Consider the following 21,245-nt stretch of genomic DNA (forward strand, 5'->3'; position numbering starts at 1 on the left):
CTGGCACCGCCGCGGGGGTGACCGGAGCCCGAGCCGGACGTGTCCCAACAGATGCGCATCCCGGCCCCCCATACCCCGCGTTCATCCGGCAGAGTTGGGCTGTGTTGCTACCCACGAGTCGGCTTCGCGGCGCGGTGCGGAGCGGGCTCACCCGCAAGCCGGCTGCCATCCCGGCGGCGGGCGGCGCCCGCCGGTTGTCGGCGCGCCGCCCCGCAGCGTTTCTCCTCCTCGCCGTGGCCGCGGTCATCGGCCTGGTCGCGGTCGTGGCCGGCGTGGCGGTACTGCTGGCCGCTGCCGGGCAGCCCAAGTCGGTCCCCTCGGTCGGCTGGGCCGAGGTGGTCGCCCTGGCCACCGCGACCAGCGGGCTGCTCTTCGGAGCCGGGCTGCTCCGCCTCCCCGGCATGGCCCCCACCATCGGGGTGGCCACCCGGCTGTTGCTGGACGGGATGATCATCTCGACCGCGCTCTGGTTCGTGGGTTGGGTGCTCCTCGCCGAGCCGACCCGTCTGCTCGGATCCGCTCCGGCGGTCGGTGCGCCGATCCTCCTCGCCACCGCCAGCGCGGCGCTGATCGTGGGCCTCGCCACCGTCGTGGTGTTTCGGGTCTCGTCGCCGCGGCGCCGGCTCGCCGCGCTCGGCGCCGGTTCCGCCGCGACGACCGTCGGTGGGCTCGGCGTCGCCACCGGGCTGCTGATGGCTGAGGCGGGGTTGGCGTTCGGTGGCGCGACGGTGGCCGTCGCCGGCCTGCTGACCGTGGCGCTGGTGCTCCATGGGTTCGATCGTCCCTGCCAGTCGGACATCGATCCGACGCGGCGCGAGGGTGAGCACGCCGTCCTGCCGATCCTGGTGATGGCGGGCGCGGCGGCGTACCACCTGCTCCAGGATGGCCGCTTCGAACCGTGCGGCATGGCCGCTGCCAGCGTCGAGGTCTTCGCCCTGGTCGCCCGGCAGTACCTGACCCTGCACGACGTCCGCCGGTACGCGCGCCGGCTGGTCGAGGGGGAGGCGCACTTCCGGGAGTTGGCACACACCGACGCCCTGACCGGCCTGGCGAACCGGCGGGGACTGCTGCGGGCCCTGCACCGCTGCGCCGAGCAGGGCACCCCGTGCGTCCTGCTCCTGCTCGACCTGGACGGCTTCAAGAACGTCAATGATGTGCGTGGTCACGACGCCGGCGACGCCGTCCTGGCCGAGGTGGGCCGGCGGCTACGCGCGCCCCTGGGCTTCGGCGAGCTGGCGGCCCGGCTCGGCGGGGACGAGTTCGCCGTCCTGCTGCCCGGCTCGCCGGCCACCATCGACCAGATGGGGGAGCGACTCCTCGGGGCGCTGGCGGCCGCGTACGAACTGCCCGAGGGGCCCGTCTTCCTCTCGGCGAGCATCGGCATCGCCGGTTGGGCCCGGCAACCCGATGTCGACCTGCTGCTGCGCCACGCCGACCTGGCCCTGCGCTACGCCAAGCAGCGCGGCAAGAACCGGATCGAGCGGTACGACGTCGCCTACGACCAGCTGTTGAGCCGGCGGGCCACGCTTGAGCACGAGCTGCGGGGGGCGATCGAGCGCGACGAGCTGCGGCTGGTGTTCCAACCGGTGGCGTCGCTGCCGTCGGTGCGCCCGGTCGGTGCCGAGGCGCTGCTCCGGTGGCGCCATCCGGAGCTGGGTGCGGTCCGCCCGGATGAGTTCATCCCGCTCGCCGAGGAGTGCGGCATGATCGCCAAGCTGGGGGCGTGGGTGTTGGACCAGGCCTGCCAGCAGCTCGCCCGTTGGCTCGCCGACGGGCATGACGTGTGGGTGTCGGTCAACGTCTCGCCGCGAGAGCTGCACGCCCCGGCCTACGTCGGTCAGGTCGCTGACGCGCTGCGGGCACATCGGGTTCCGCCGCAGCGCCTGGTGCTGGAGGTCACCGAGCACGCCGTCGCCACCGACCTGGACGAGCTGATCCGGCGGTTGACCGCGCTGCGCCGGACCGGGGTTCGGATCGCGTTGGACGACTTCGGCGCCGGCTACTCCTCCCTCGGCCAGCTTCGGCGGCTTCCGCTCGACATCCTCAAGATCGATCACAGTCTCGTCGCCGGGCATGAGCCGGTTCGTCCGGTGGACGCCGACGGCCCGGCATTCGCCCCGATGGTCGATATTGTCATGCGCCTGGGGCATCAGTTGGGTCTCGGGGTTATCGCCGAGGGGGTTACGACTCCGACCGCCCTGGCCGAAGTGGTCGCCGCGGGCTGCCACTTCGGCCAGGGCGCCCTCCTCGGCTGGGGGGTGCCGGCCGAGCACCTGGAGGCGATGTTGGTGGCGGCCACCTCGTCGCACGCCCCGCCGGTCGCCATGTCGATGCCGCCCGTGCTGGCCTCCGGCCCGCCGCTGCCCCGCCGGCCGCCGTCTCGGCCGGGGCCCGGGCAGCCGGTGCCGGAGTAGCCCGGTCGGGTAGCTGGTGCCGGCCGGAGCAGCCCGGGTCGAAACTGGCCGGGTCAGCCCCGGGATCGGTCGGTGGTGCCAACTGTCCCGGGGCGGAAGTTTGCGATCGATCCGTTAACCAATATGTGGGATAGGTTGACTCATTGCTTGAGATCCGTCATGCTGTTCCCATGTCGTCGTACCGGTCGCTGCGAGTACTTACCTGAGCGCGCTCTCCCACTGAGAGTGCGCTGGCCCCGTGCATCCCGCACGCGGGCTTTTTTGTTGCCGTCAGATCCGCCGGGCGTTCCGCCGGCGTTCCACCGCAGAACCCACCGCACCCTCCAGCCGAAGGCTTGAACCGCCATGACGAGACCCACACCCGAGACCCTCGCCAACTCCGCCCGGCGGGCCCGTGCGGCCGTCGAGCAGCCGCGCGACGCCGACCGGCCCCGCGCGGCAGCCACCCCGACCGTTCCGGCGGTACGCACCCCCGTTCCCGCCCCCACCCAGGTCTCCGGTGCCGGCTCCCTCGTGCGCTCCCTCGAAGCGCTCGGCGTCGAGGTCATCTTCGGCATTCCCGGCGGGTCGATCCTGCCGGCGTACGACCCGTTGTACGACTCCACGGTCCGGCACATCCTGGTCCGGCACGAGCAGGGCGCCGGACACGCGGCCACCGGGTACGCGCAGGCGACCGGGCGGGTCGGCGTCTGCGTCGCCACCTCCGGGCCCGGTGCGACCAACCTGGTGACGCCGATCGCCGACGCGTACATGGATTCGGTGCCGCTGGTGGCGATCACCGGCCAGGTCGCCCGGCCGTCGATCGGGACGGACGCCTTCCAGGAGGCGGACATCCAGGGCATCACGCTGCCGATCACCAAGCACAACTTCCTGGTCCAGAGCGCCGAGGAACTGCCCCGGGTGCTCGCCGAGGCGTTCCACCTCGCCGCAACCGGCCGGCCCGGCCCGGTGCTGGTGGACATCCCCAAGGACGTCCTCCAGGCGTCAACCGTCTTCGCCTGGCCGCCGACGCTCGACCTACCCGGCTACCGGCCGACGCTGCACCCGCACGGAAAGCAGATCCGGGAGGCGGCCCGGTTGATGGCCATCGCCCGCCGGCCGGTGCTCTATGTCGGTGGCGGGGTGCTCAAGGCCGGCGCGACCGACGGGCTGCGTCAGCTCGCCGAGCTGACCGGGATTCCGGTGGTCACCACCCTGATGGCGCTCGGGGCGTTCCCCGACTCACACCCGCAGCACCTGGGCATGCCCGGTATGCATGGGACGGTCGCGGCGGTCTACGGCCTGCAGAAGGCAGATCTGATCGTCGCGCTGGGGGCGAGGTTCGACGACCGGGTGACCGGCCAGCTGGGCTCGTTCGCTCCCGACGCGGCCGTGGTGCACGCCGACATCGACCCGGCCGAGATCGGTAAGAACCGGCACGCGGACGTGCCGATTGTGGGAGATGCCCGGCACGTCATCGATGAACTGGTCGACGCGGTCGCCGTCGAGCAGTCGGCCGGTCACCGGTCCGACCTCGACGACTGGTGGGCCCAGCTGCGGGACCTGCGCAGGCGTTACCCGCTGGGGTACGAGGAGCCGGCCGACGGCACACTCTCCCCGCAGTACGTGCTTCGCCGGCTCGGCGAGATCGTCGGCCCGGAGGCGGTGTACGTGGCGGGCGTGGGCCAGCACCAGATGTGGGCTTCCCAGTTCATCTCGTACGAGAAGCCCCGCACCTGGTTGAACTCCGGCGGCCTCGGCACCATGGGGTACGCGGTGCCGGCGGCGATGGGCGCCAAGGTCGGTCGGCCGGAGACGGTCGTCTGGGGGATCGACGGCGACGGCTGCTTCCAGATGACCAGCCAGGAGCTGGCGACCTGTGCGCTGGAGGGCATCCCGGTCAAGATCGCTTTGATCAACAACGGCAATCTCGGCATGGTGCGGCAGTGGCAGGCCCTCTTCTACGGGGAGCGCTACTCCAACACCGAACTCGGTACCCACAAGCATCGCATTCCGGACTTCGTCAAGCTCGCCGAGGCGCTCGGCTGTGTCGGGCTGCGCTGTGAGACGGCGGAGGACGTCGACCAGACGATCGAGGCCGCGATGTCCATCAACGACGTCCCGGTGGTCATCGACTTCGTGGTCGGCAAGGACGCGATGGTGTGGCCGATGGTCGCCGCCGGCACCAGCAACGACGAGATCATGTTCGCCCGCGGGGTTCGGCCGGTCTTCGACGAGGACGAGGTGTAGACATGGCCCACCACACCGGGCGCCGCAGGGGTCGGGAGAATCAGACGAGGAAGGCACCACTGTGACCATGCATACGCTCTCCGTGCTCGTGGAGAACAAGCCCGGGGTCCTGGCCCGGGTGTCCGGGCTCTTCTCCCGGCGCGGTTTCAATATTGGCAGTCTCGCCGTGGGGGAGACCGAGAACCCGGATGTCTCCCGGATCACCATCGTGGTCAACGCCGACTCCTCTCCGCTGGAGCAGGTCACCAAGCAGCTCAACAAGTTGGTGAACATAATCAAGATCGTTGAGCTGGACCCTCAGGTGTCGGTGGCCCGGGAGCTGCTGCTGGTGAAGGTCCGCGCGGACCGCAGCGCCCGCGGTCAGGTACTGGAGACGGTGAACCTGTTCCGCGCCCGGGTCGTCGACGTCGCCCCGGAAACGCTGACCATCGAGGCGACCGGCACTCCGGACAAGCTGGTCGCCCTGCTCCGGGACCTTGAGGCCTTCGGGATCAAGGAGATGGTGCAGTCCGGCACGGTCGCCATCGGCCGTGGTTCCCGCTCCATCACCGCCGGCCCGGCTCTCCGGGTCGCCTGATCCGTACCCCACCAGATCTCCGATCGGCCGCCGCGCGCGCGGCCGTACGAAAGGGAAGTTCCATGAGCGTTGAGGTGTTCTACGACGACGACGCCGACCTGGGCCTGATTCAGGACCGCACGGTCGCCGTGATCGGGTACGGCAGTCAGGGCCATGCCCACGCGCTGTCGCTGCGCGACTCCGGTGTTGCGGTGGTGATCGGTCTGCCCACCGGGTCGAAGAGCCGGCCGAAGGCGGAGGAGCAGGGGCTACGGGTGCAGACCCCGGCCGAGGCGGCGGCCGAGGCCGACATCATCATGATCCTCGCGCCGGACACGGCCCAGCGCACCCTCTACACCGAGTCGATCGCGCCGCACCTCACCGCGGGTAAGGCGCTCCTGTTCGGGCACGGATTCAACATCCGGTACGGGTTGATCAAGCCGCCGGCCGAGGTGGACGTGGCGATGATCGCCCCGAAGGGTCCTGGCCACCTGGTGCGTCGGCAGTACGTCGACGGCAAGGGCGTGCCCTGCCTGGTCGCCGTCGAGCAGGACGCCAGCGGTAGCGCGTTCGGCCTGGCCCTGGCGTACGCCAAGGCCATCGGCGGCACCCGGGCCGGCGCCATCAAGACCACCTTCACCGAGGAGACCGAGACCGATCTCTTCGGCGAACAGGCGGTGCTCTGCGGCGGCGCGGCGGCGCTGGTGCAGACCGGCTTCGAGGTGCTCACCGAGGCCGGCTACGCCCCCGAGGTGGCCTACTTCGAGTGCCTGCACGAGCTGAAGCTCATCGTGGACCTCATGTACGAGGGCGGCATCGCTCGGATGCGGTACAGCATCTCGGACACGGCCGAGTACGGCGACCTCTCCCGTGGTCCCCGCGTCATCGACTCCCGGGTCAAGGAGCGGATGCGGACGATCCTGGGCGAGATTCAGTCTGGTGAGTTCGCCCGGGAGTGGGTTGCCGAGGACGAGGCCGGCCGGCCCAACTTCGCCAAGTGGCGGGCGGAGGGCGCGGCGCATCCGATCGAGGAGACCGGTGGCAAGCTGCGGGCCATGATGAGCTGGGTCGACCGGCCCATCACCGAGACCGCCTGATCCAGGAAGTTCCCGGGCGCCCTGGTGCGAGGGTCTTCCGGGGACCGCGGACGCCCGTGACCTGACGCTCTCCCTCCCCGGCGTTGGGTCCCGGGCGTCCGACGGTTGCGCTGCCCAGGAGCTGCGGACGCACGGGGTGGACGCCCCCCGGAGCCGATGGCGGGTGGGCACCCCGGCCGGGCCGGGTGGTCGCTGTGAGGGCACTCACCCTGGTCGCCGGAGCGCCGATTGGCCCCCTACGATCCCTGTTGGGTGCGTAGCCGCACCTGACGGCCATGGCCGGATTGCCGGCGGGGCGCAGTGCTGCCCCCGCCGCCCGGCCGACCGCTATAGACGACATTTAGAGGACCAATGAATCCCGTCGTACTGATCGCCGAAGAACTCGCTCCCGCCGCCATCGAGGTGCTCGCCCACGACTTCGACGTCCGACATGTGGATGGCACCGACCGCCCGGCCCTGCTCTCGGCGCTCTCCGAGGCCGACGCGGTTATCGTCCGCAGTGCGACCCGAATCGACGCCGAAGCGATCGCCGCGGCACCACGACTCAAGGTGGTCGCCCGGGCGGGGGTCGGCCTGGACAACGTCGAGGTGCCGGCGGCCACCACCCGCGGCGTCATGGTCGTCAACGCCCCCACCTCCAACATCGTCTCCGCGGCAGAGCAGGCGGTCGCCCTCCTGCTGGCGGTCGCGCGGAACACCGCCAGCGCCAGCGCGGCGCTGAAGATGGGGGAGTGGAAGCGGTCGAAGTACACCGGGGTGGAGGTGCAGGGCAAGACCGTCGGGGTGGTCGGCCTCGGGCGCATCGGTGTCCTCTTCGCACAACGAATCGCCGCGTTCGGTACTCGGCTGATCGCCTACGACCCCTACATCCAGCCGGCGCGGGCGGCGCAGCTCGGCGTTCGCCTCGTCGGCCTGGATGAGCTGCTGCGCCAGAGCGACTTCATCTCCATCCACCTGCCGAAGACGTCGGAGACGGTGGGTCTGATCGGGGAGAAGGAGCTGGCGATCGTCAAGCCCGGGGTGCGGATCGTCAACGCCGCCCGGGGTGGCCTCGTGGACGAGCAGGCCCTCGCAGACGCCATCGCCGAGGGGCGGGTCGGCGGGGCCGGCGTTGACGTGTACGCCAAGGAGCCCTGCACCTCATCACCACTGTTCGCCTTCGACAACGTGGTGGCGACCCCACACCTGGGCGCCTCCACGCACGAGGCGCAGGACAAGGCGGGCCTCGCCGTGGCCCGCAGCGTGAAGCTGGCGTTGCAGGGTGAGTTCGTTCCGGACGCGGTGAACGTACAGACCGGTGGCGTCGTCGCGGAGGACGTCCGGCCGCTGCTGCCGCTGGCCGAGAAGCTCGGCCGGGCCTTCACCGCGGTGGCCGGCGGGATCGCCGCGAGCGTGACCGTGGACGTGCGGGGCGAGGTGGTCAGCAACGACGTCTCGGTGCTCAAACTCGCGGCGACCAAGGGGCTGTTCAGCTCGGTGGTGGAGGAGCAGGTCACCTACGTCAATGCGCCGCACCTGGCGGCCGAGCGTGGGGTCGAGGTGTCGCTGGTCACCAGACCCGAGACGGCCGAGGAAGCGCTGCTGGTCACCATCCGTGGCGCCCTGCCGGACGGCCGGACGGTGAGCGTCTCCGGCACCAGCGTCACCGGTGCCCGGGACGTCAACAAGCTGACCGAGGTGGACGGCTTCGACGTGGAGATCGGGGCGGAGGGCATCCTGGTCTTTCTCCGTTACGCCGATCGGCCCGGTGTGGTCGGCGCGGTCGGCACCCTGCTCGGCGAGGCCGGCGTCAATATCGCCGCGATGCAGGTGGCCCGCCGGGAGGCTGGTGGGGAGACGCTGATGACCCTCACCGTTGACCAGGCGCTCGGCGCCGATCTGCTCACCTCGGTCGCCGATTCGGTCGGTGCGACCTCGGCCAGCGCCGCCGACCTGCGGGAGGAGTGATCGCGAGCCACGGAGGGCTCGGCCTGCCCGGCGGGCCCTCCGTGGCCCGGGGGTGCTCCCGGGGCACGGGCCGCGTGCCGGTCTGGTCCCCGGGATCGTCAGCCGTCGGTGCGCTGGGGCGGTGGATAGACCGAGCCGTCCTGGACGTCGAAGAGCATCAGTCGGTGTTCGCCGGCCAGTCGCTCGATGTCCAGCAGCACCTGGTCCGCGCAGGTCGGATGCAGGTTCAGTTCGATGTGATCGCTGGCGGTGTGTAGTGGTGCCGAGGCCCAGGGGGTGTCCGCCAGGTCCGGTCGCTCTGGGTACGCGGCGGTGATCGCCCGATAGAATCCGACCACCCGGGGGTCAGGTCGGCGATCGGTGTGCTGGCCTGCCCGGCACCGCCGTACGGCTGTTCGTACGTCCTCGGGCGTCGCCCCGGGTGCCAGGGCCCACACGCTTAGATCGAAACTCACGGCGGACAGCGTGCCAGTTGTCGGTTGCCATGTCGAAGTCGCCCTTCCCCGAACAGTCCATACTCCTGTCAGGAGAGTCGGTAGTGGATCCTCTTGCGTGGAGTTGTGTCAATTCGCTAGCGTACCGATGCGGTTACTGGCTGAGTCCGTGATGTCGGCCCGTCTTCGGGTGACGAGGTTGACGTCCGGCCCTGTTGGTCCGCACCCCTCGGATGCGCGAGCCACGCGCAATCGTCGCTGACCGGCCCTCACGGTGGTTGCCGAGACCGTGGGGGCCGATCGTGACCCTCGCTCCGGTCGGGGCCCGGAGGTCGCCCCCCGGAGCGTCGATCAGTGGCGGTGAGCGTGCAGGACGCGGTAGTCCGTCCCACTGTGGAACCAGGCTAGACCGGCCGGGCCGGCGGCGTAGAGCGCGGTGGCGTAGGCGTCGGCGACGGCGAGGTCCGGCCCGACGACGGTGGCGGCGATGAACTGGTCGGCGGGTTCCCCGGTGTGCGGATCCACGACATGCCCCCGTCGTCCGGTCACCCCGGAGGTGCCGATCGCGCCGGCGGTCATCTCCAACACCAGCGGCGCCTGGCGCCGGTTGGTGGGGTGGTGTACGGCGACCCGCCACGGTCCCCCGTGCGCGGCGTGCCCACGTACGACGAGGTCGGCGCCGGTGAGCACGGCGTAGTCGTGGACGCCCCCGGCCCGCAACCGGGCCGCGGCCTGTTCTACTGCCCACCCACCGAGGAGTCCTCCCGGATCGAAGCCGCCGGGCACTGCCCAGGCGTCGAACCAGCCGTCGGTCGCGGCCCGCATCGCGGTGCAGCGGTCTACCAGGTCGGTCAGCGGCGGGTACGACTCGGGGCTGACCTCCCCCCGCCGTAACCGGGAGACCAGGCTCTCCGGCCGGTTCGGTCCGTAGGCCAGGTCGATCGCGCGTAGCTCCGCGACGGCGTCTCGAAGCACCGTGCTGGCGCCCCGGCGGCCAAGCCAGTCCGGTGCGTTGAACAGCAATGTGTATTCGGCGATGGTGGTGCGGACGGTGTGCGCGACGGCGATCCGTTCCCCGGTTGCCGGACCCGCTCCGCCGACCCGCCGCTGGTTGCCACCGAGGCGAAGGTCCGGGCGCGGCTGCGGGCGGAGTAGCGACGAGCCGCCCCAGTGGCTGCGTTGCTGTTCGTCGATCCTCATTCTCATCCCGCCTCCTGGCCGACGGCCCCGTTGCGTCGCGGTGTTGGTGTGGGCCCTGGTATATGGCCCGTAGCCCCCGCTGCTGATCAGGATAGGCAACGGAGATCACCGCTGAATGAATGTCAGCTGGAAGCCTCCTGTACATCTGTTTTCTCGAATAATGGAAGAGTCGTACCGATTTTCGGGACCAGGGCGTACGGTCGGAGCCGAGCGAGCGAGGCAGAGGAGCTGACGTGGCACGGATCGCGGTGGTCGCTGGGGACGGAATCGGCCCCGAGGTGGTCGCGCAGGCCCGCAAGGTCATCGATGCGGTGCTCCCGAAGGTGCAGGCCACCGAGTACGACCTGGGCGCCGCGCGGTACCACCGCACCGGCGAGGTGCTGCCCGACTCGGTCCTCGCGGAACTGGCCGGGCATGACGCCATTCTGCTGGGTGCAGTCGGTGACCCGAGCGTCCCGCCCGGCGTGCTGGAGCGGGGCCTGCTGCTGCGGCTGCGGTTCGCCTTCGACCAGTACGTCAACCTGCGCCCCGCCCGGCTCTGGGCCGGCACGAGCAGTCCCCTCGGTGGCGTCAAGGCCGGCGAGGTCGACCTGGTGGTGGTCCGCGAAGGCACCGAAGGGCTGTACGCCGGCGCGGGCGGCGCGCTGCACCGCGGTACCGCGGCCGAGATCGCCACCGAGGAGAGCCTGAACACCCGGCACGGCGTCGAGCGGGTGATCCGAGACGCGTTCCACCGGGCGGAACGGCGGGAACAGCGCAAGGTCACCCTCGTGCACAAGACCAACGTGCTCACCCACGCCGGTTCGCTCTGGGCCCGTGCCTTCGCGGACATCGCCGCCGAGCACCCGGACGTGACCACCGAATACCAGCATGTTGACGCCGCCGCGATGTTCCTGGTGACCCAGCCCCAGCGGTACGACGTGCTGGTCACCGACAACCTCTTCGGTGACATCCTCACCGACATCGCCGCCGCCGTCACCGGCGGAATCGGGCTCGCGGCGAGCGGCAGTATCAATCCGGAGCGCGCGTACCCGTCGATGTTCGAGCCGGTGCACGGCTCCGCGCCGGACATCGCCGGTCGCGGTCTGGCCGACCCGGTGGCAGCGGTACTCTCCGCCGCGCTCCTGCTCGACCAGCTCGGTCACGCCGAGCCGGCGGCCCGGATCAACGCCGCTGTGGCGGCAGAGCTGGCCGGGCGGGTGCCGGGTGCGCCGATCCGCACCGCGGAGGTCGGCGATCGACTGGCAGGTTACGCAGCCGGCTGAATTGTGAGCCGCCTCCGCGGCTCGGGCCGTGAGCCGCCTCCGCAGCCCGTGTTCAGTCACGGTGGGTAGGCGGTCGGCAACCCAGCCCTCGCCCCGGTGGGCAGCCGGGACGAGCCACCCGTGGGGCGGTCCCACGGCCGGTGTGCCAGCCGGCGCGGGCCTGCCCGGATGCCGCTACCCGCTGAACGACCGTTCGGGGTAGGTTTGCTCGCACCAGCTCGGCACGCGGGGTCGCATGCCGTCATCATCCATTCCAGGGAGGTCAGCGCGATGAGCGGTGGTGACAAGCTCGAGTTCGAGATCCGTCCGAATTCCGCGCCGGTATCCGAAGCGGACCGGGGCGCGCTGCTGGCCAACCCCGGCTTCGGGCAGGTCTTCACCGACCACATGGTTACTATCCGCTACGCCGCTGGCAAGGGCTGGTACGACGCCCGGGTCGAGGCGCGGGCGCCGATCCCGATGGACCCGGCCGCCGCGGTCCTGCACTACGCCCAGGAAATCTTCGAGGGCATGAAGGCGTACCGCACCGTCAGCGGTGGCGTGACGATGTTCCGGCCGTACGCCAACGCCGCCCGGTTCGCCGCGTCCGCCCGGCGGATGGCGATGCCCCCCCTCCCCGAGCAGGCCTTCGTCGACTCGCTGCACCGCCTGATCGAGGTGGACCGAAACTGGATTCCCGAGGGGGAGGACGGCAGCCTCTATCTGCGGCCGTTCATGTTCGCCAGCGAGGTCTTCCTCGGTGTGCGGCCCGCCAACGAATACCTCTACGCGGTGATCGCGTCCCCGGTCGGTGCGTACTTCTCCGGTGGGGTGAAGCCGGTGACCGTCTGGGCCTCGCCGGACTACACCCGGGCCGCGCCCGGGGGCACCGGCGCGGCAAAGTGCGGCGGCAACTACGCCAGCTCGCTGGTGGCCCAGGCAGAGGCGATCGAGCACGGCTGCGACCAGGTCGTCTTCCTGGACGCGGTGGAGCGCCGCTTCGTCGAGGAGCTGGGCGGGATGAACCTCTTCTTCGTCTACGACGACGGCACCCTGGTCACCCCGCCGCTGACCGGGACCATCCTGCCCGGCATCACCCGGGAGTCGGTGCTCACGCTCGCCGCCGCCGCCGGCCACCGGGTGGCGGAGCAGCCGATCGCCTTCGCCGACTGGCAGGCCGACGCGGCGAGCGGTCGACTACGCGAGGTCTTCGCCTGCGGCACGGCCGCGGTAATCAATCCGGTCGGCGCGGTTCGCTCTCCCGACGGCGAGTTCCGCATCGGTGGCGGTGCAACCGGCCCGGTCACCATGGCCCTGCGCCAGCAACTCGTCGACATCCAGCGGGGCGCGGCCGCGGATCCGCAGAACTGGGTCCACCACGTGCTCTGAGGTCTGCGGCTACTCCAGCAGGTGGTCGCGGAGCGCGGCCACCTGGGCGTCGGTGACGCCCGCGTGGCGCAGGTAGCCCTCGACCGTGCCGTAGCGGTCGCGCAGTTCGGCGAGGAACAGCAGCATCGCCTCCTCGGGGCAACCCAGCGGCGGCAGCGCCGGGTGTAACGTCTCGCCCGTCGTGGCGAACCAGGCCCGGAAGCGCTCGCCGGCTGCGGTGCTCAACGCGTAGTCGGTGGCGATGTCAGCGTCGGAGACGCCCAGCACAGCCAGGGTGAGACCGCAGACAATGCCGGTTCGATCCTTGCCGGCGACGCAGTGCACCAAGAGCGGGGCGTTGGTCTCGTCCGCGATCAGCCCGATCGCGGCGGCCAGTCCGGTGGTGCCGGTCGAGGCCAGGTCGGCGTACCGGTCGGCGAGGTAGCGGGCGAGGTTGGCACCGGGTTGGTACGGGGTGTTGGCCCATTCGGCGTGCTCCGGGTGGATGTGCCGCCAGGTCAGCCCCGCGAAGTCCGGGATCCGGCCATCTCGAACCACTTCGTGGGGCCGGCGTAGGTCGAGCACGGTGCGGACGCCGAACGCGGCGAACGCCGTCCGGTCGGCGCCGACCAGCCGGTGCGGGGTGTCCGAGCGGAAGAGCCGACCACTTCGGACGACGCGTCCGTCGTGCCCGGCGGGCCCGCCGACGTCGCGGAAGTTGAACAGACTGTCGAATTGAGTTAGTTCAATCGGGTCCACCCTGACACGGTAGCGGTAGACCCGGCGCCGGTGGTCCCACCGATCATCGTTCTCGCGCGGTGCCCGGTGGGATGGCTGAGTACGTGTCGCCGTAGTAGCCACCGAGCCGGTCCCGGTACGCCGGGTCGGTGTCCGCGGTCTCGTCGTACTCCGGCGCGGCCCTGATCTGGTCCTTGCTCCGGTCAACGTGGACCTTTCGTTTGTTGTGGTCAACGTGGTTGACGGTGCCGGCCGGGAGCATGACCCGGCGACCGAAGAACCATGGGCCGGTGTCCACCACGAGGTAGCTGGAGTTGACCGCGTGGCTGGCCTGGTCCACCTTCCCGATTCCACCGTCACTCGCCTCGACCTGGTAGCCCGCCAGGTCGATGTCGGTGACGGTGGAGTCGGCGCGATAGCGCCACGGGTCGAAGCCACTGCCGGGCGGGCCGTCGGGGGCGCTGCTCGGACCGCTGGTGCCGAGTGGGCTCGGCGTGGGACGGGACGGCTGTGGGTCGCGCCGTGCCATGGCGTCTCCTTCCACCCCTGGGGACAGGCGTCGGGCCCTCATGGGGTGGGTACCCGGTGTCGAACCGGGTACACCATCGCGGCCGGGGGCGTCGACGCCGACGACCTCCGAAAGTCGTCCCGGAATGCGGATTCGGCTGCCCAACGGGGCCCGTGGCTGGCACAGTGAGCTCTGTGCACCACACGGTCCTGATTATTCGCCGTTAGCGCGCCGGCCTCCGTCCGCCGAGCGCGCAGACCTCCCACGTTCGTGGGGGGTCTTTTTGTTGCCGCAGAGAGGATCCTGATGACCTTCCAGGTCTACGACACGACCTTGCGTGACGGCGCCCAGCGCGAGGGGCTCAGCTACACGGTGGCCGACAAACTCGCGGTGGCCCGGCTCCTCGACGAGTTCGGGGTGGGCTTCATCGAGGGAGGGTGGCCGGGCGCGGTACCGAAGGACACCGAGTTCTTCCGCCGGGCCTGTACCGAACTCGACCTGCGCCACGCGGTGCTGGTGGCCTTCGGCGCCACCCGGCGCGCCGGCCGGCAGGCCGACGACGACCCGCAGGTGCGCAGCCTGCTCGCCGCCGAGACCCCCGCCGTCACGCTGGTCGCCAAGGCCGACCTGCGGCACGTGCAGCGGGCGCTCCGTACCTCTGCCGACGAGAACCTGGCGATGGTCCACGACACCGTGACGTACCTGGTGGCGCAGGGGCGGCGGGTCTTCGTCGACGGGGAGCACTTCTTCGACGGCTACCGCGACGACCCCGGGTTCTCCTCGTCGGTGGTCGAGACCGCACTCGCCGCCGGCGCCGAGCGATTCGTGCTCTGTGACACCAACGGTGGCATGCTCCCCTCCCAGGTCACCGCCGTGATCGCCGACCTCACCGCCCGGCTTGAGGTGGCGCCCGAGCGACTCGGCATCCACACCCAGGACGACACCGCGTGCGCGGTCGCCAACACCATCGCCGCGGTGGAGGCGGGCGTGCGGCACGTGCAGGGCACCGCCAACGGGTACGGCGAGCGACCCGGTAACGCCGACCTCTTCGCCGTGGTGGCGAACCTGCAACTCAAGCTCGGGCTGCCAGTCCTACCCGAGGGCTGTCTGCAGCAGATGGTCCGGGTATCCCGCGGCATCGCCGAACTCGCCACCATCGTCCCCGACGACCACCAGGCGTACGTCGGGTCCGCGGCCTTCGCCCACAAGGCGGGGTTGCACGCGAGTGCGATCAAGGTGGATCCGTTGTTCTACAACCACATCGACCCGCAGCTGGTGGGGAACGGGATGCGCATCCTCGTCACCGAGATGGCCGGCCGGGCCAGCGTCGAACTCAAGAGCCGGGAGCTGGGCCTCGACCTGGCCGAGCACCCGGAGACGCTGAACCGGGTCGCCAAGCGGGTCAAGGAGCTGGAGGCCGAGGGCTGGTCGTTCGAGGCGGCCGACGCCTCGTTCGAACTGCTGGTCCGCTCCGAGCTGCCGGACGCGGCGCCGCCCCGACCATTCACGCTGGAGTCCTACCGGACCCTGGTCGAGCACCGTGAGGACGGCGCGGTGGTCTCCGAGGCGACCGTCAAGATCCGGGTACGCGGCGAGCGGGTGATCGCCACCGCGGAGGGAAACGGCCCGGTCAACGCGCTCGACGAGGCGCTGCGCGCCGGTCTGGTCACGCACTACCCCGAGCTGCGCGACTTCGAGTTGGCCGACTACAAGGTGGGGATTCTGGCGGGCAGCCACGGCACCGGGGCGGTGACCCGGGTGCTGGTGCAGACGTCAGACCATGCCGGTCGGGACTGGACCACGGTGGGGGTGCACCCCAACGTGGTGGAGGCGAGTTGGGACGCGCTGGTCGACGCCCTGACCTACGGGCTGGACCGGGTTCGCGGCGGACAGTCCTGACTCAACCGGCCGGCGGGAGGCGGAGGTCGGTGAAGACCGCGCGGTGGTCGCTGCCCGGGATCGCGTACACCGTGGTGGACCGGACCGCGATCCGCCGGTCCACCAGCACGTGGTCGATGGTGACCGGCGGAATCAGGTCACCGTCGTACGGCCCCCAGGTGCCGGTGAGCCCGGTCCCGGCAGCGTCCGCCGCGTCCACGTACCCGGTGTCCAGCAGGGCGCGCAGCGGGGCGTGGTCGAGGGTGGCGTTGAAGTCCCCGGCGAGGATGCGCAGCTGCCCGTCCGGGGTGGCGGGGGGTTGGGCGGCGAGGTCCCGGCGCCAGTTCCCGACCTGGTCGAGCGCGTACGGGGCGGCGGGGTGCACCGACTCGACCTGGACCGGCGGCGCCGCCGGAACGAGGACGGTTCCGTAGGCCTGGCGGAAGCCCCAGGCGTTGCTGTTGTGCCGGACGCCGCCCGCGCTGATCGGGTGGCGCGCGTACAGCCCGGAGCCGGGCGTCCCCTCGACGGGGTGTAGTTCCCGGTACGGCAGGAGTTCGTCGAGCCCGAGGCGGTCCAACTCGGCCGCGATCGCCGGGGTGAACTCCTGCACGGCCAACACCTCCACCGAGTGCCGGCGGACGAGGTCAACCAGCGCCTCGGCGTCGGCGGAGCCGGCCAGCAGGTTGGCCGTCAGCAGCCGTACCGGCGGGCCGGTGACGGCCGGCGGGGTGGACGCGAACGTCCGCGGTGCCACCAGGGCGACCAGGGCCACCGTCGTCACCGCCGCCACCATCGCCGGCCGCCAGCGTCGCAACGCGAGGAGCAGGATCAGGGGTAGCAGGCTGGCCGCGGCGGCGTACGGGGTGAAGGCCAGCAGCTGGACGAGGGGTCCGTGGTCGAGGCCGAGCAGGCGTACCGCGGCCCAGGCGGCACCCGGTGTCACGGCCAGCCAACCGGCCACGGTGAGAGCTGTCGGCCGCCGAAGGGGGGTACCTGTTTCCGCCACGACCGCAGCCTAGGGCACGCCGGTCAGCCCAGCCCGGCGCCGAAGCTGCCGGAGGTATTCGGCATTCAATAGGTTCTTTGTCCAGTCACGAGGAGAATCATCGGTAGTGGGCTTTCCAGTGCGGTAAGTCCGACGTTTGCCGGCGTTCGGCGCGGGAAGCAAGCACCGTGACGGACATCTCGGACACCCTGGCCCCCGAGCCCAGCTCGGTCGATCCCGACGCAGCTGGCACCGAGCTACGACAGACCCTCGCCGAGGTCCAACGCGTGATCGTTGGGCAGGACCGGCTCGTGGAACGCCTACTCACCGCGCTTATCGCCGACGGACACTGCCTCCTGGAAGGGGTACCCGGCGTCGCGAAGACACTCGCCGCGCAGACCCTGGCGACCGTCGTCGGCGGCAGCTTCTCCCGCATCCAGTTCACTCCCGACCTGGTTCCCTCCGACATCGTCGGCACCCGCGTCTATCGGGCATCCCGGGAGACGTTCGATGTCGAGCTGGGTCCGGTCATGGCCAACCTGGTCCTCGCCGACGAGATCAATCGCGCTCCGGCGAAGGTGCAGTCCGCGCTGCTGGAGGCGATGGCCGAACGCCAGGTCTCGATCGGCGGGCGGAGTTGGGAGGTCCCGGCGCCGTTCCTGGTGCTGGCCACCCAGAACCCGATCGAGTCCGAGGGGGTGTACCAACTGCCGGAGGCGCAGCGAGACCGGTTCCTGATGAAGGTGACGGTGGACTACCCGAGCGACGCCGACGAACTCGCCATCCTCTACCGGATGAGCACCGACCGGCCGACGCCCCAGCCGGTGCTCGACCCGCAACGGCTGCTCGACCTCCAGGCCCGGGCGAGTCGGGTCTTCGTGCACCACGCGCTCGCCGAGTACGTGGTTCGGCTGATCCTGGCCACCCGGGACCCGGTCCGGTTCGGCCTGCCCGACGTCGCCCCGCTGCTCGCCTACGGGGCGAGCCCCCGCGCCACCCTCGGTCTGGTCGCCGCCGCCCGAGCCCAGGCCCTGCTGCGCGGCCGGGAGTACGTGCTGCCCGAGGATGTCCGCGAGTTGGCGGTCGATGTGCTCGCCCACCGGCTGGTCCTCTCCTTCGACGCGGTCGCCGACGGGGTGTCGGCCGAGTCGGTCATCCGGCGGCTGGTCAACGCGGTACCGCCGCCCCGGGTCGCCGGGGTGACCGAAGCCGCGCCCACCCTGGCGGCGGCGTGAGGTGGCGCGGTCGGCCCGCTGGCCCGGTGTCGCCGGACCCCGGCCTGGCCGACCTGGCCGGGGACCGGCGGCTCCGCCGGCTTGAGCTGGCCGTGACCCGGCGGCTCGACGGCCTGCTGCACGGCCGATACCAAGGGCTGCTCCCCGGGCCGGGCAGCGAACCGGCCGGCAGCCGGGAGTACCGGCCCGGTGAGGACGAGGTCCGCCGGATGGACTGGGCGGTGACCGCGCGGACCACCGTGCCGCACGTGCGTCAGCTCGACGCCGACCGGGAACTCACCACCTGGCTCCTGGTAGACGCCAGCGTCAGCATGGAGTACGGCACGGCTGAGCTGGACAAGCGGGAACTCGCGGTCGCCGCCGTCGCGGCGGTGGGCTTCCTCACCGCCGGAGTGGGTAACCGGCTCGGCGCGTCGGTGCTCACCCCGACCGGGCTCCGCCGCCACGCCCCCGGCAGCGGCCGTACCCATCTCTTCGGGTTGCTTCGAATGCTGTTGGCCGCTCCCCGGCACGGCGGGTACGACCGGGACACCGCACCGCTCGCGCCCCCCGACCTGGCCACCGCGCTGGACGGTGTCCGCCGGGTGGCGACCCGCCGCGGGCTCGTGGTGGTGATCTCGGACTTCCTGGATGGCCTGCCTGAATCGCCCGGGCGGCCCGCCCCCTGGGAACAGCTCCTGCGGCGGCTCGCCGTTCGGCACCAGGTGCTCGCCGTGGAGGTAACCGACCCGCGGGAGTGGGAGCTGCCCGACGTTGGCCTGGTCACCCTGGTGGACCCGGAGAGCGGCCGGCGGCGGGAGGTCTGGACCGGCGACCCCCGGCTGCGCCAGCGGTACGCCGCGGCGGCTGCCGCCCAGCGGGACCAGGTACGCCAGGCGCTACGTCGTGGCGGTGCGGCGCACCTGCCGCTGCGGACCGACCGGGACTGGGTCGCCGACATCGTGCGGCACGTGCACCAACAACGCCGGCTGGCGACCGTCCCGGTCCCCGCCGGGAGGGGAGGTGGCGGGTGATCTGGCTCTCGCCGACCCGGCTGTGGCTGCTGCTCGCCGTGCTCGGACTGGCCGCCGGCTATGTCCTGCTACAGCGCCGCCGGAGCGGGTACGCGGTGCGGTTCACGAACCTGCGGCTGCTGGACCGGGTGGCACCACAGCGACCGGCCTGGCGCCGGCACGTGCCAGCCGGGCTCTTCCTGGCGATGCTGGCGTTGCTGGTGGTCGGCTTTGCTCGACCCACCGCCGAGGTGCGGGTTCCCCGGGAACGGGCGACCGTGATGGTGGCGGTGGATGTCTCCACCTCGATGCTCGCCGGGGACGTGGAGCCGGACCGGCTCACCGCCGCCAAGGAGTCGGCCCGGCGCTTCGTGGGCGGTCTTCCCGACGAGTTCAACGTGGGCCTGGTCGCCTTCGCCGGCAGCGCCGCTGTCCTGGTGCCGCCGGATACCGACCGGGAGGCGCTGGACGAGGGGATCGATCGGCTGCTTGAGGGGGCGACGGGAGTGCAGGGCACCGCGATCGGAGAAGCGATCAACACCTCGCTCGGAGCGGTGAAGGCGCTGGACGGGGAGGCGGCGACGGACCCGCCGCCGGCCCGGATCGTGCTGCTCTCCGACGGGGCCAACACCTCCGGCATGGATCCGATGGAGGCGGCGGCCGACGCGGTGGAGATGGAGGTCCCCGTACACACCATCGCTTTCGGCACCGCCTCCGGCTATGTGGACCGGGGCGGCCGGCCGATTCAGGTTCCGGTGGACGGGCAGACCCTCGACGCGGTCGCCCGGGAGACCGGCGGACAGTTCCACGAGGCGGTCAGCGTCGAGGAGTTGCGCGCGGTATACGACGACATCGGCAGCTCGGTGGGGTACCGCACCAAGCGACAGGACGTTTCAGCCCGGTTCATCGGCCTCAGCCTGGTCTTCGCGCTGGGAGCGGCGGCCGGCTCAATGCGTTGGTTCTCCCGCCTGCCCTGAGCCCGCCGGGTGGCTGGGGTGCAGGTGGCCGATCGACACGAGGAGCGTGGGTATGGCAGTGCAGAGCGGGCTGGGCGAACCGCGTGGCCCCTGGTTCATCTCGCCCGAGCTGGGCCCGGAAGGGCGGCCCTGGCCAGACGATTCCGGCTCGGCCCGGGCGGGCGGGGCGCGCCGCTGGCAGCACCGGCTGTTGCTCGGGTTGGCGCTGGTGGCCATCTCCAGTGTCTCCGGGGCCGCGGCCGGTGGCCTGGTGGCGAGCCAGGACGGGCCGCCCGGGGCGGCTTCCGCCTCGGCCGCGCCGGTCCCGGCGGAGCTGGTGACCGCCGCCGAGCAGACCGTCCCGGGGGTGGTCTCGGTGCTGGCCGCTGGCGCCGACGGCGCCTCCGCGACCGGCTCCGGCTTCGCCGTCGACGACGAGCAGCACATCATCACCAATGACCACATCCTGGCGAAGGGGGGAACTGGTTCGGTGATGGTGGAGTTGCCGGACGGGCGACGGTTCGCCGCCGAGGTGGCGGGCCGGGAGCCCGGCAGTGACCTCGCGGTGTTGCGGATACCGTCGTCCGCGGGTCTGACGGCGTTGCCGCTGGCCAAGCCGGGGACGACCCGGGTCGGTGAGCCGGTGCTGGCGGTGGGCTCGCCCCTGGGCCTCGCCGGCACAGTGACCGCCGGCATCGTGAGCGCCGTGGACCGGCAGGTGCGCCTCGGTGACAACCGGCACACAGCGGTGCAGACCGACGCCTCGATCAACCCGGGGAACTCCGGCGGGCCGCTGGTGAACGCGCGCGGTGAGGTGGTCGGGGTGAACACGGCGATCGCCACGATCGACGGCAACGGCTCGATCGGGATCGGGTTCGCCATCCCGATCGACCAGGTTCAGCAGACCGCCGACACGATCATCGGTAAGGGGGGCTGAGGTCTGCGGAGCCAGACCCGGAACGACTCCGCCTGCCCGGCCTACCCGCCTGCCCGGTGCACCCCGGGGCCCAGGCGCTAGCCTCGGAAGCGTGGACAGTGGGCTGCGGGTGCACGATCGGTGGGTGGTGCCCGAGGCCGAGCTGCGGGAACGCTTCTCCCGGTCGTCCGGGCCCGGCGGCCAGGGGGTCAACACGACCGACTCCCGAGTGGAGTTGAGCTTCGATCTGGCCGCCTCACCGGGGCTCCCGGAGCCGCTGCGCGCCCGGGCCCTCGACCGCCTCGCCGGGCGACTCGTCAACGGCGTCCTCACCGTGACCGCCAGCGAGCACCGCGCCCAACTCGCCAACCGGGAGGCCGCCCGGGAACGGATGGCCGCGCTGCTCCGCGCGGCGATCGCACCGCCGCCGAAGCGTCGTCGCCCGACCCGGCCCTCCCGCGCCGCCAAGGAGCGTCGACTGGCCGAGAAGAAGCGGCGGTCCCAGCGCAAGCGGGACCGCCGCGTAGACGGCGACTGATCGGATC

General features: G+C 71.4%; 18 protein-coding genes. 13 read left to right on the forward strand and 5 right to left on the reverse strand.

Annotation, left to right across the window (positions count from 1 at the left end):
• The first annotated feature begins 101 nt into the window (after nt 1-101).
• From B118_RS0103960 to serA, 5 genes are all read left to right on the forward strand, one after another.
• The gene (locus B118_RS0103960) at nt 102-2,414 is read left to right on the forward strand and encodes a putative bifunctional diguanylate cyclase/phosphodiesterase (protein ID WP_026185355.1); all 2,313 of its coding nucleotides are present in this window, start codon (nt 102-104) and stop codon (nt 2,412-2,414) included.
• Between the two features lie 345 nt (nt 2,415-2,759).
• Nucleotides 2,760-4,643 carry an acetolactate synthase large subunit gene (locus B118_RS0103965; protein ID WP_018220793.1) on the forward strand — a complete coding sequence of 628 codons (1,884 nt, stop codon included), beginning with the start codon at nt 2,760-2,762 and terminating at the stop codon, nt 4,641-4,643.
• 61 nt (nt 4,644-4,704) lie between these two features.
• The gene (gene ilvN, locus B118_RS0103970; RefSeq protein ID WP_018220792.1) at nt 4,705-5,220 is read left to right on the forward strand and encodes an acetolactate synthase small subunit; all 516 of its coding nucleotides are present in this window, start codon (nt 4,705-4,707) and stop codon (nt 5,218-5,220) included.
• A 62-nt stretch (nt 5,221-5,282) separates the two neighbouring features.
• Nucleotides 5,283-6,296: a ketol-acid reductoisomerase gene (gene ilvC / locus B118_RS0103975; protein WP_018220791.1), complete on the forward strand. Its 1,014-nt coding sequence runs from the start codon at nt 5,283-5,285 to the stop codon at nt 6,294-6,296.
• Between the two features lie 351 nt (nt 6,297-6,647).
• Nucleotides 6,648-8,243: a phosphoglycerate dehydrogenase gene (serA, locus tag B118_RS0103980; RefSeq protein ID WP_018220790.1), complete on the forward strand. Its 1,596-nt coding sequence runs from the start codon at nt 6,648-6,650 to the stop codon at nt 8,241-8,243.
• A gap of 98 nt (nt 8,244-8,341) precedes the next feature.
• Here the strand turns inward: serA and B118_RS0103985 are convergent, their stop codons facing one another.
• Together B118_RS0103985 and B118_RS0103990 are read right to left on the reverse strand one after the other, a co-directional pair.
• Nucleotides 8,342-8,698: a hypothetical protein gene (locus B118_RS0103985; RefSeq protein WP_238323855.1), complete on the reverse strand. Its 357-nt coding sequence runs from the start codon at nt 8,696-8,698 to the stop codon at nt 8,342-8,344.
• Nucleotides 8,699-9,028: 330 nt separating this feature from the next.
• Nucleotides 9,029-9,883, reverse strand: coding sequence for an FAD:protein FMN transferase (locus tag B118_RS0103990; protein ID WP_027647467.1), 855 nt, complete (start codon nt 9,881-9,883; stop codon nt 9,029-9,031).
• Between the two features lie 227 nt (nt 9,884-10,110).
• Here B118_RS0103990 and B118_RS0103995 point away from each other — a divergent pair, with 227 nt between their 5' ends.
• Nucleotides 10,111-11,142, forward strand: a complete 1,032-nt coding sequence (locus B118_RS0103995; protein WP_018810684.1) for a 3-isopropylmalate dehydrogenase — start codon at nt 10,111-10,113, stop codon at nt 11,140-11,142.
• Between the two features lie 270 nt (nt 11,143-11,412).
• Nucleotides 11,413-12,510 carry a branched-chain amino acid aminotransferase gene (locus B118_RS0104000; RefSeq protein WP_018220786.1) on the forward strand — a complete coding sequence of 366 codons (1,098 nt, stop codon included), beginning with the start codon at nt 11,413-11,415 and terminating at the stop codon, nt 12,508-12,510.
• Nucleotides 12,511-12,519: 9 nt separating this feature from the next.
• Here the strand turns inward: B118_RS0104000 and B118_RS0104005 are convergent, their stop codons facing one another.
• A complete protein-coding gene (locus B118_RS0104005) occupies nt 12,520-13,248 on the reverse strand; it encodes a tyrosine-protein phosphatase (protein WP_028192400.1) in 729 nt (242 codons plus the stop codon).
• A 43-nt stretch (nt 13,249-13,291) separates the two neighbouring features.
• Entirely contained in the window at nt 13,292-13,756 is a 465-nt protein-coding gene (locus tag B118_RS0104010; RefSeq protein WP_018220784.1) for a PRC-barrel domain-containing protein, read from the reverse strand.
• A 285-nt stretch (nt 13,757-14,041) separates the two neighbouring features.
• On the opposite strand from B118_RS0104010, the gene cimA reads away from it, so the two are divergent.
• The gene (cimA, locus tag B118_RS0104015) at nt 14,042-15,634 is read left to right on the forward strand and encodes a citramalate synthase (protein ID WP_028192401.1); all 1,593 of its coding nucleotides are present in this window, start codon (nt 14,042-14,044) and stop codon (nt 15,632-15,634) included.
• A gap of 1 nt (nt 15,635) precedes the next feature.
• Here the strand turns inward: cimA and B118_RS0104020 are convergent, their stop codons facing one another.
• Complete coding sequence (locus tag B118_RS0104020; protein WP_420329448.1) at nt 15,636-16,577, reverse strand: endonuclease/exonuclease/phosphatase family protein; 942 nt, start codon at nt 16,575-16,577, stop codon at nt 15,636-15,638.
• Between the two features lie 212 nt (nt 16,578-16,789).
• Between B118_RS0104020 and B118_RS0104025 the strand changes: the two genes are divergently transcribed.
• The 5 genes from B118_RS0104025 (at nt 16,790) to arfB (ending at nt 21,238) form a co-directional block, all read left to right on the forward strand.
• Complete coding sequence (locus tag B118_RS0104025; protein WP_028192403.1) at nt 16,790-17,836, forward strand: AAA family ATPase; 1,047 nt, start codon at nt 16,790-16,792, stop codon at nt 17,834-17,836.
• A 26-nt stretch (nt 17,837-17,862) separates the two neighbouring features.
• Complete coding sequence (locus B118_RS0104030) at nt 17,863-18,849, forward strand: DUF58 domain-containing protein (protein WP_018220780.1); 987 nt, start codon at nt 17,863-17,865, stop codon at nt 18,847-18,849.
• A complete protein-coding gene (locus B118_RS0104035; protein WP_018220779.1) occupies nt 18,846-19,805 on the forward strand; it encodes a VWA domain-containing protein in 960 nt (319 codons plus the stop codon). Before B118_RS0104030 ends, B118_RS0104035 begins: the two co-directional genes overlap by 4 nt.
• Before the next feature lie 52 nt (nt 19,806-19,857).
• Nucleotides 19,858-20,721, forward strand: a complete 864-nt coding sequence (locus B118_RS0104040) for a S1C family serine protease (protein ID WP_018220778.1) — start codon at nt 19,858-19,860, stop codon at nt 20,719-20,721.
• A 91-nt stretch (nt 20,722-20,812) separates the two neighbouring features.
• Nucleotides 20,813-21,238, forward strand: a complete 426-nt coding sequence (arfB, locus tag B118_RS0104045; RefSeq protein ID WP_018220777.1) for an alternative ribosome rescue aminoacyl-tRNA hydrolase ArfB — start codon at nt 20,813-20,815, stop codon at nt 21,236-21,238.
• The last annotated feature ends 7 nt before the right edge of the window (nt 21,239-21,245 follow it).

This window comes from Salinispora pacifica CNR114 (assembly GCF_000514775.1).
Taxonomy (GTDB): Bacteria; Actinomycetota; Actinomycetes; order Mycobacteriales; family Micromonosporaceae; genus Micromonospora; species Micromonospora pacifica.

Bases quoted from the DNA above. Each gene is read 5' to 3' on its own strand.
- B118_RS0104040 (WP_018220778.1), top strand. From the start codon at position 19,858: ATGGCAGTGCAGAGCGGGCTGGGCGAACCGCGTGGCCCCTGGTTCATC.
- B118_RS0103990 (WP_027647467.1), bottom strand. From the start codon at position 9,883: ATGAGAATGAGGATCGACGAACAGCAACGCAGCCACTGGGGCGGCTCG.
- serA (WP_018220790.1), top strand. From the start codon at position 6,648: ATGAATCCCGTCGTACTGATCGCCGAAGAACTCGCTCCCGCCGCCATC.
- B118_RS0103965 (WP_018220793.1), top strand. From the start codon at position 2,760: ATGACGAGACCCACACCCGAGACCCTCGCCAACTCCGCCCGGCGGGCC.
- ilvC (WP_018220791.1), top strand. From the start codon at position 5,283: ATGAGCGTTGAGGTGTTCTACGACGACGACGCCGACCTGGGCCTGATT.
- cimA (WP_028192401.1), top strand. From the start codon at position 14,042: ATGACCTTCCAGGTCTACGACACGACCTTGCGTGACGGCGCCCAGCGC.
- B118_RS0104000 (WP_018220786.1), top strand. From the start codon at position 11,413: ATGAGCGGTGGTGACAAGCTCGAGTTCGAGATCCGTCCGAATTCCGCG.
- B118_RS0104010 (WP_018220784.1), bottom strand. From the start codon at position 13,756: ATGGCACGGCGCGACCCACAGCCGTCCCGTCCCACGCCGAGCCCACTC.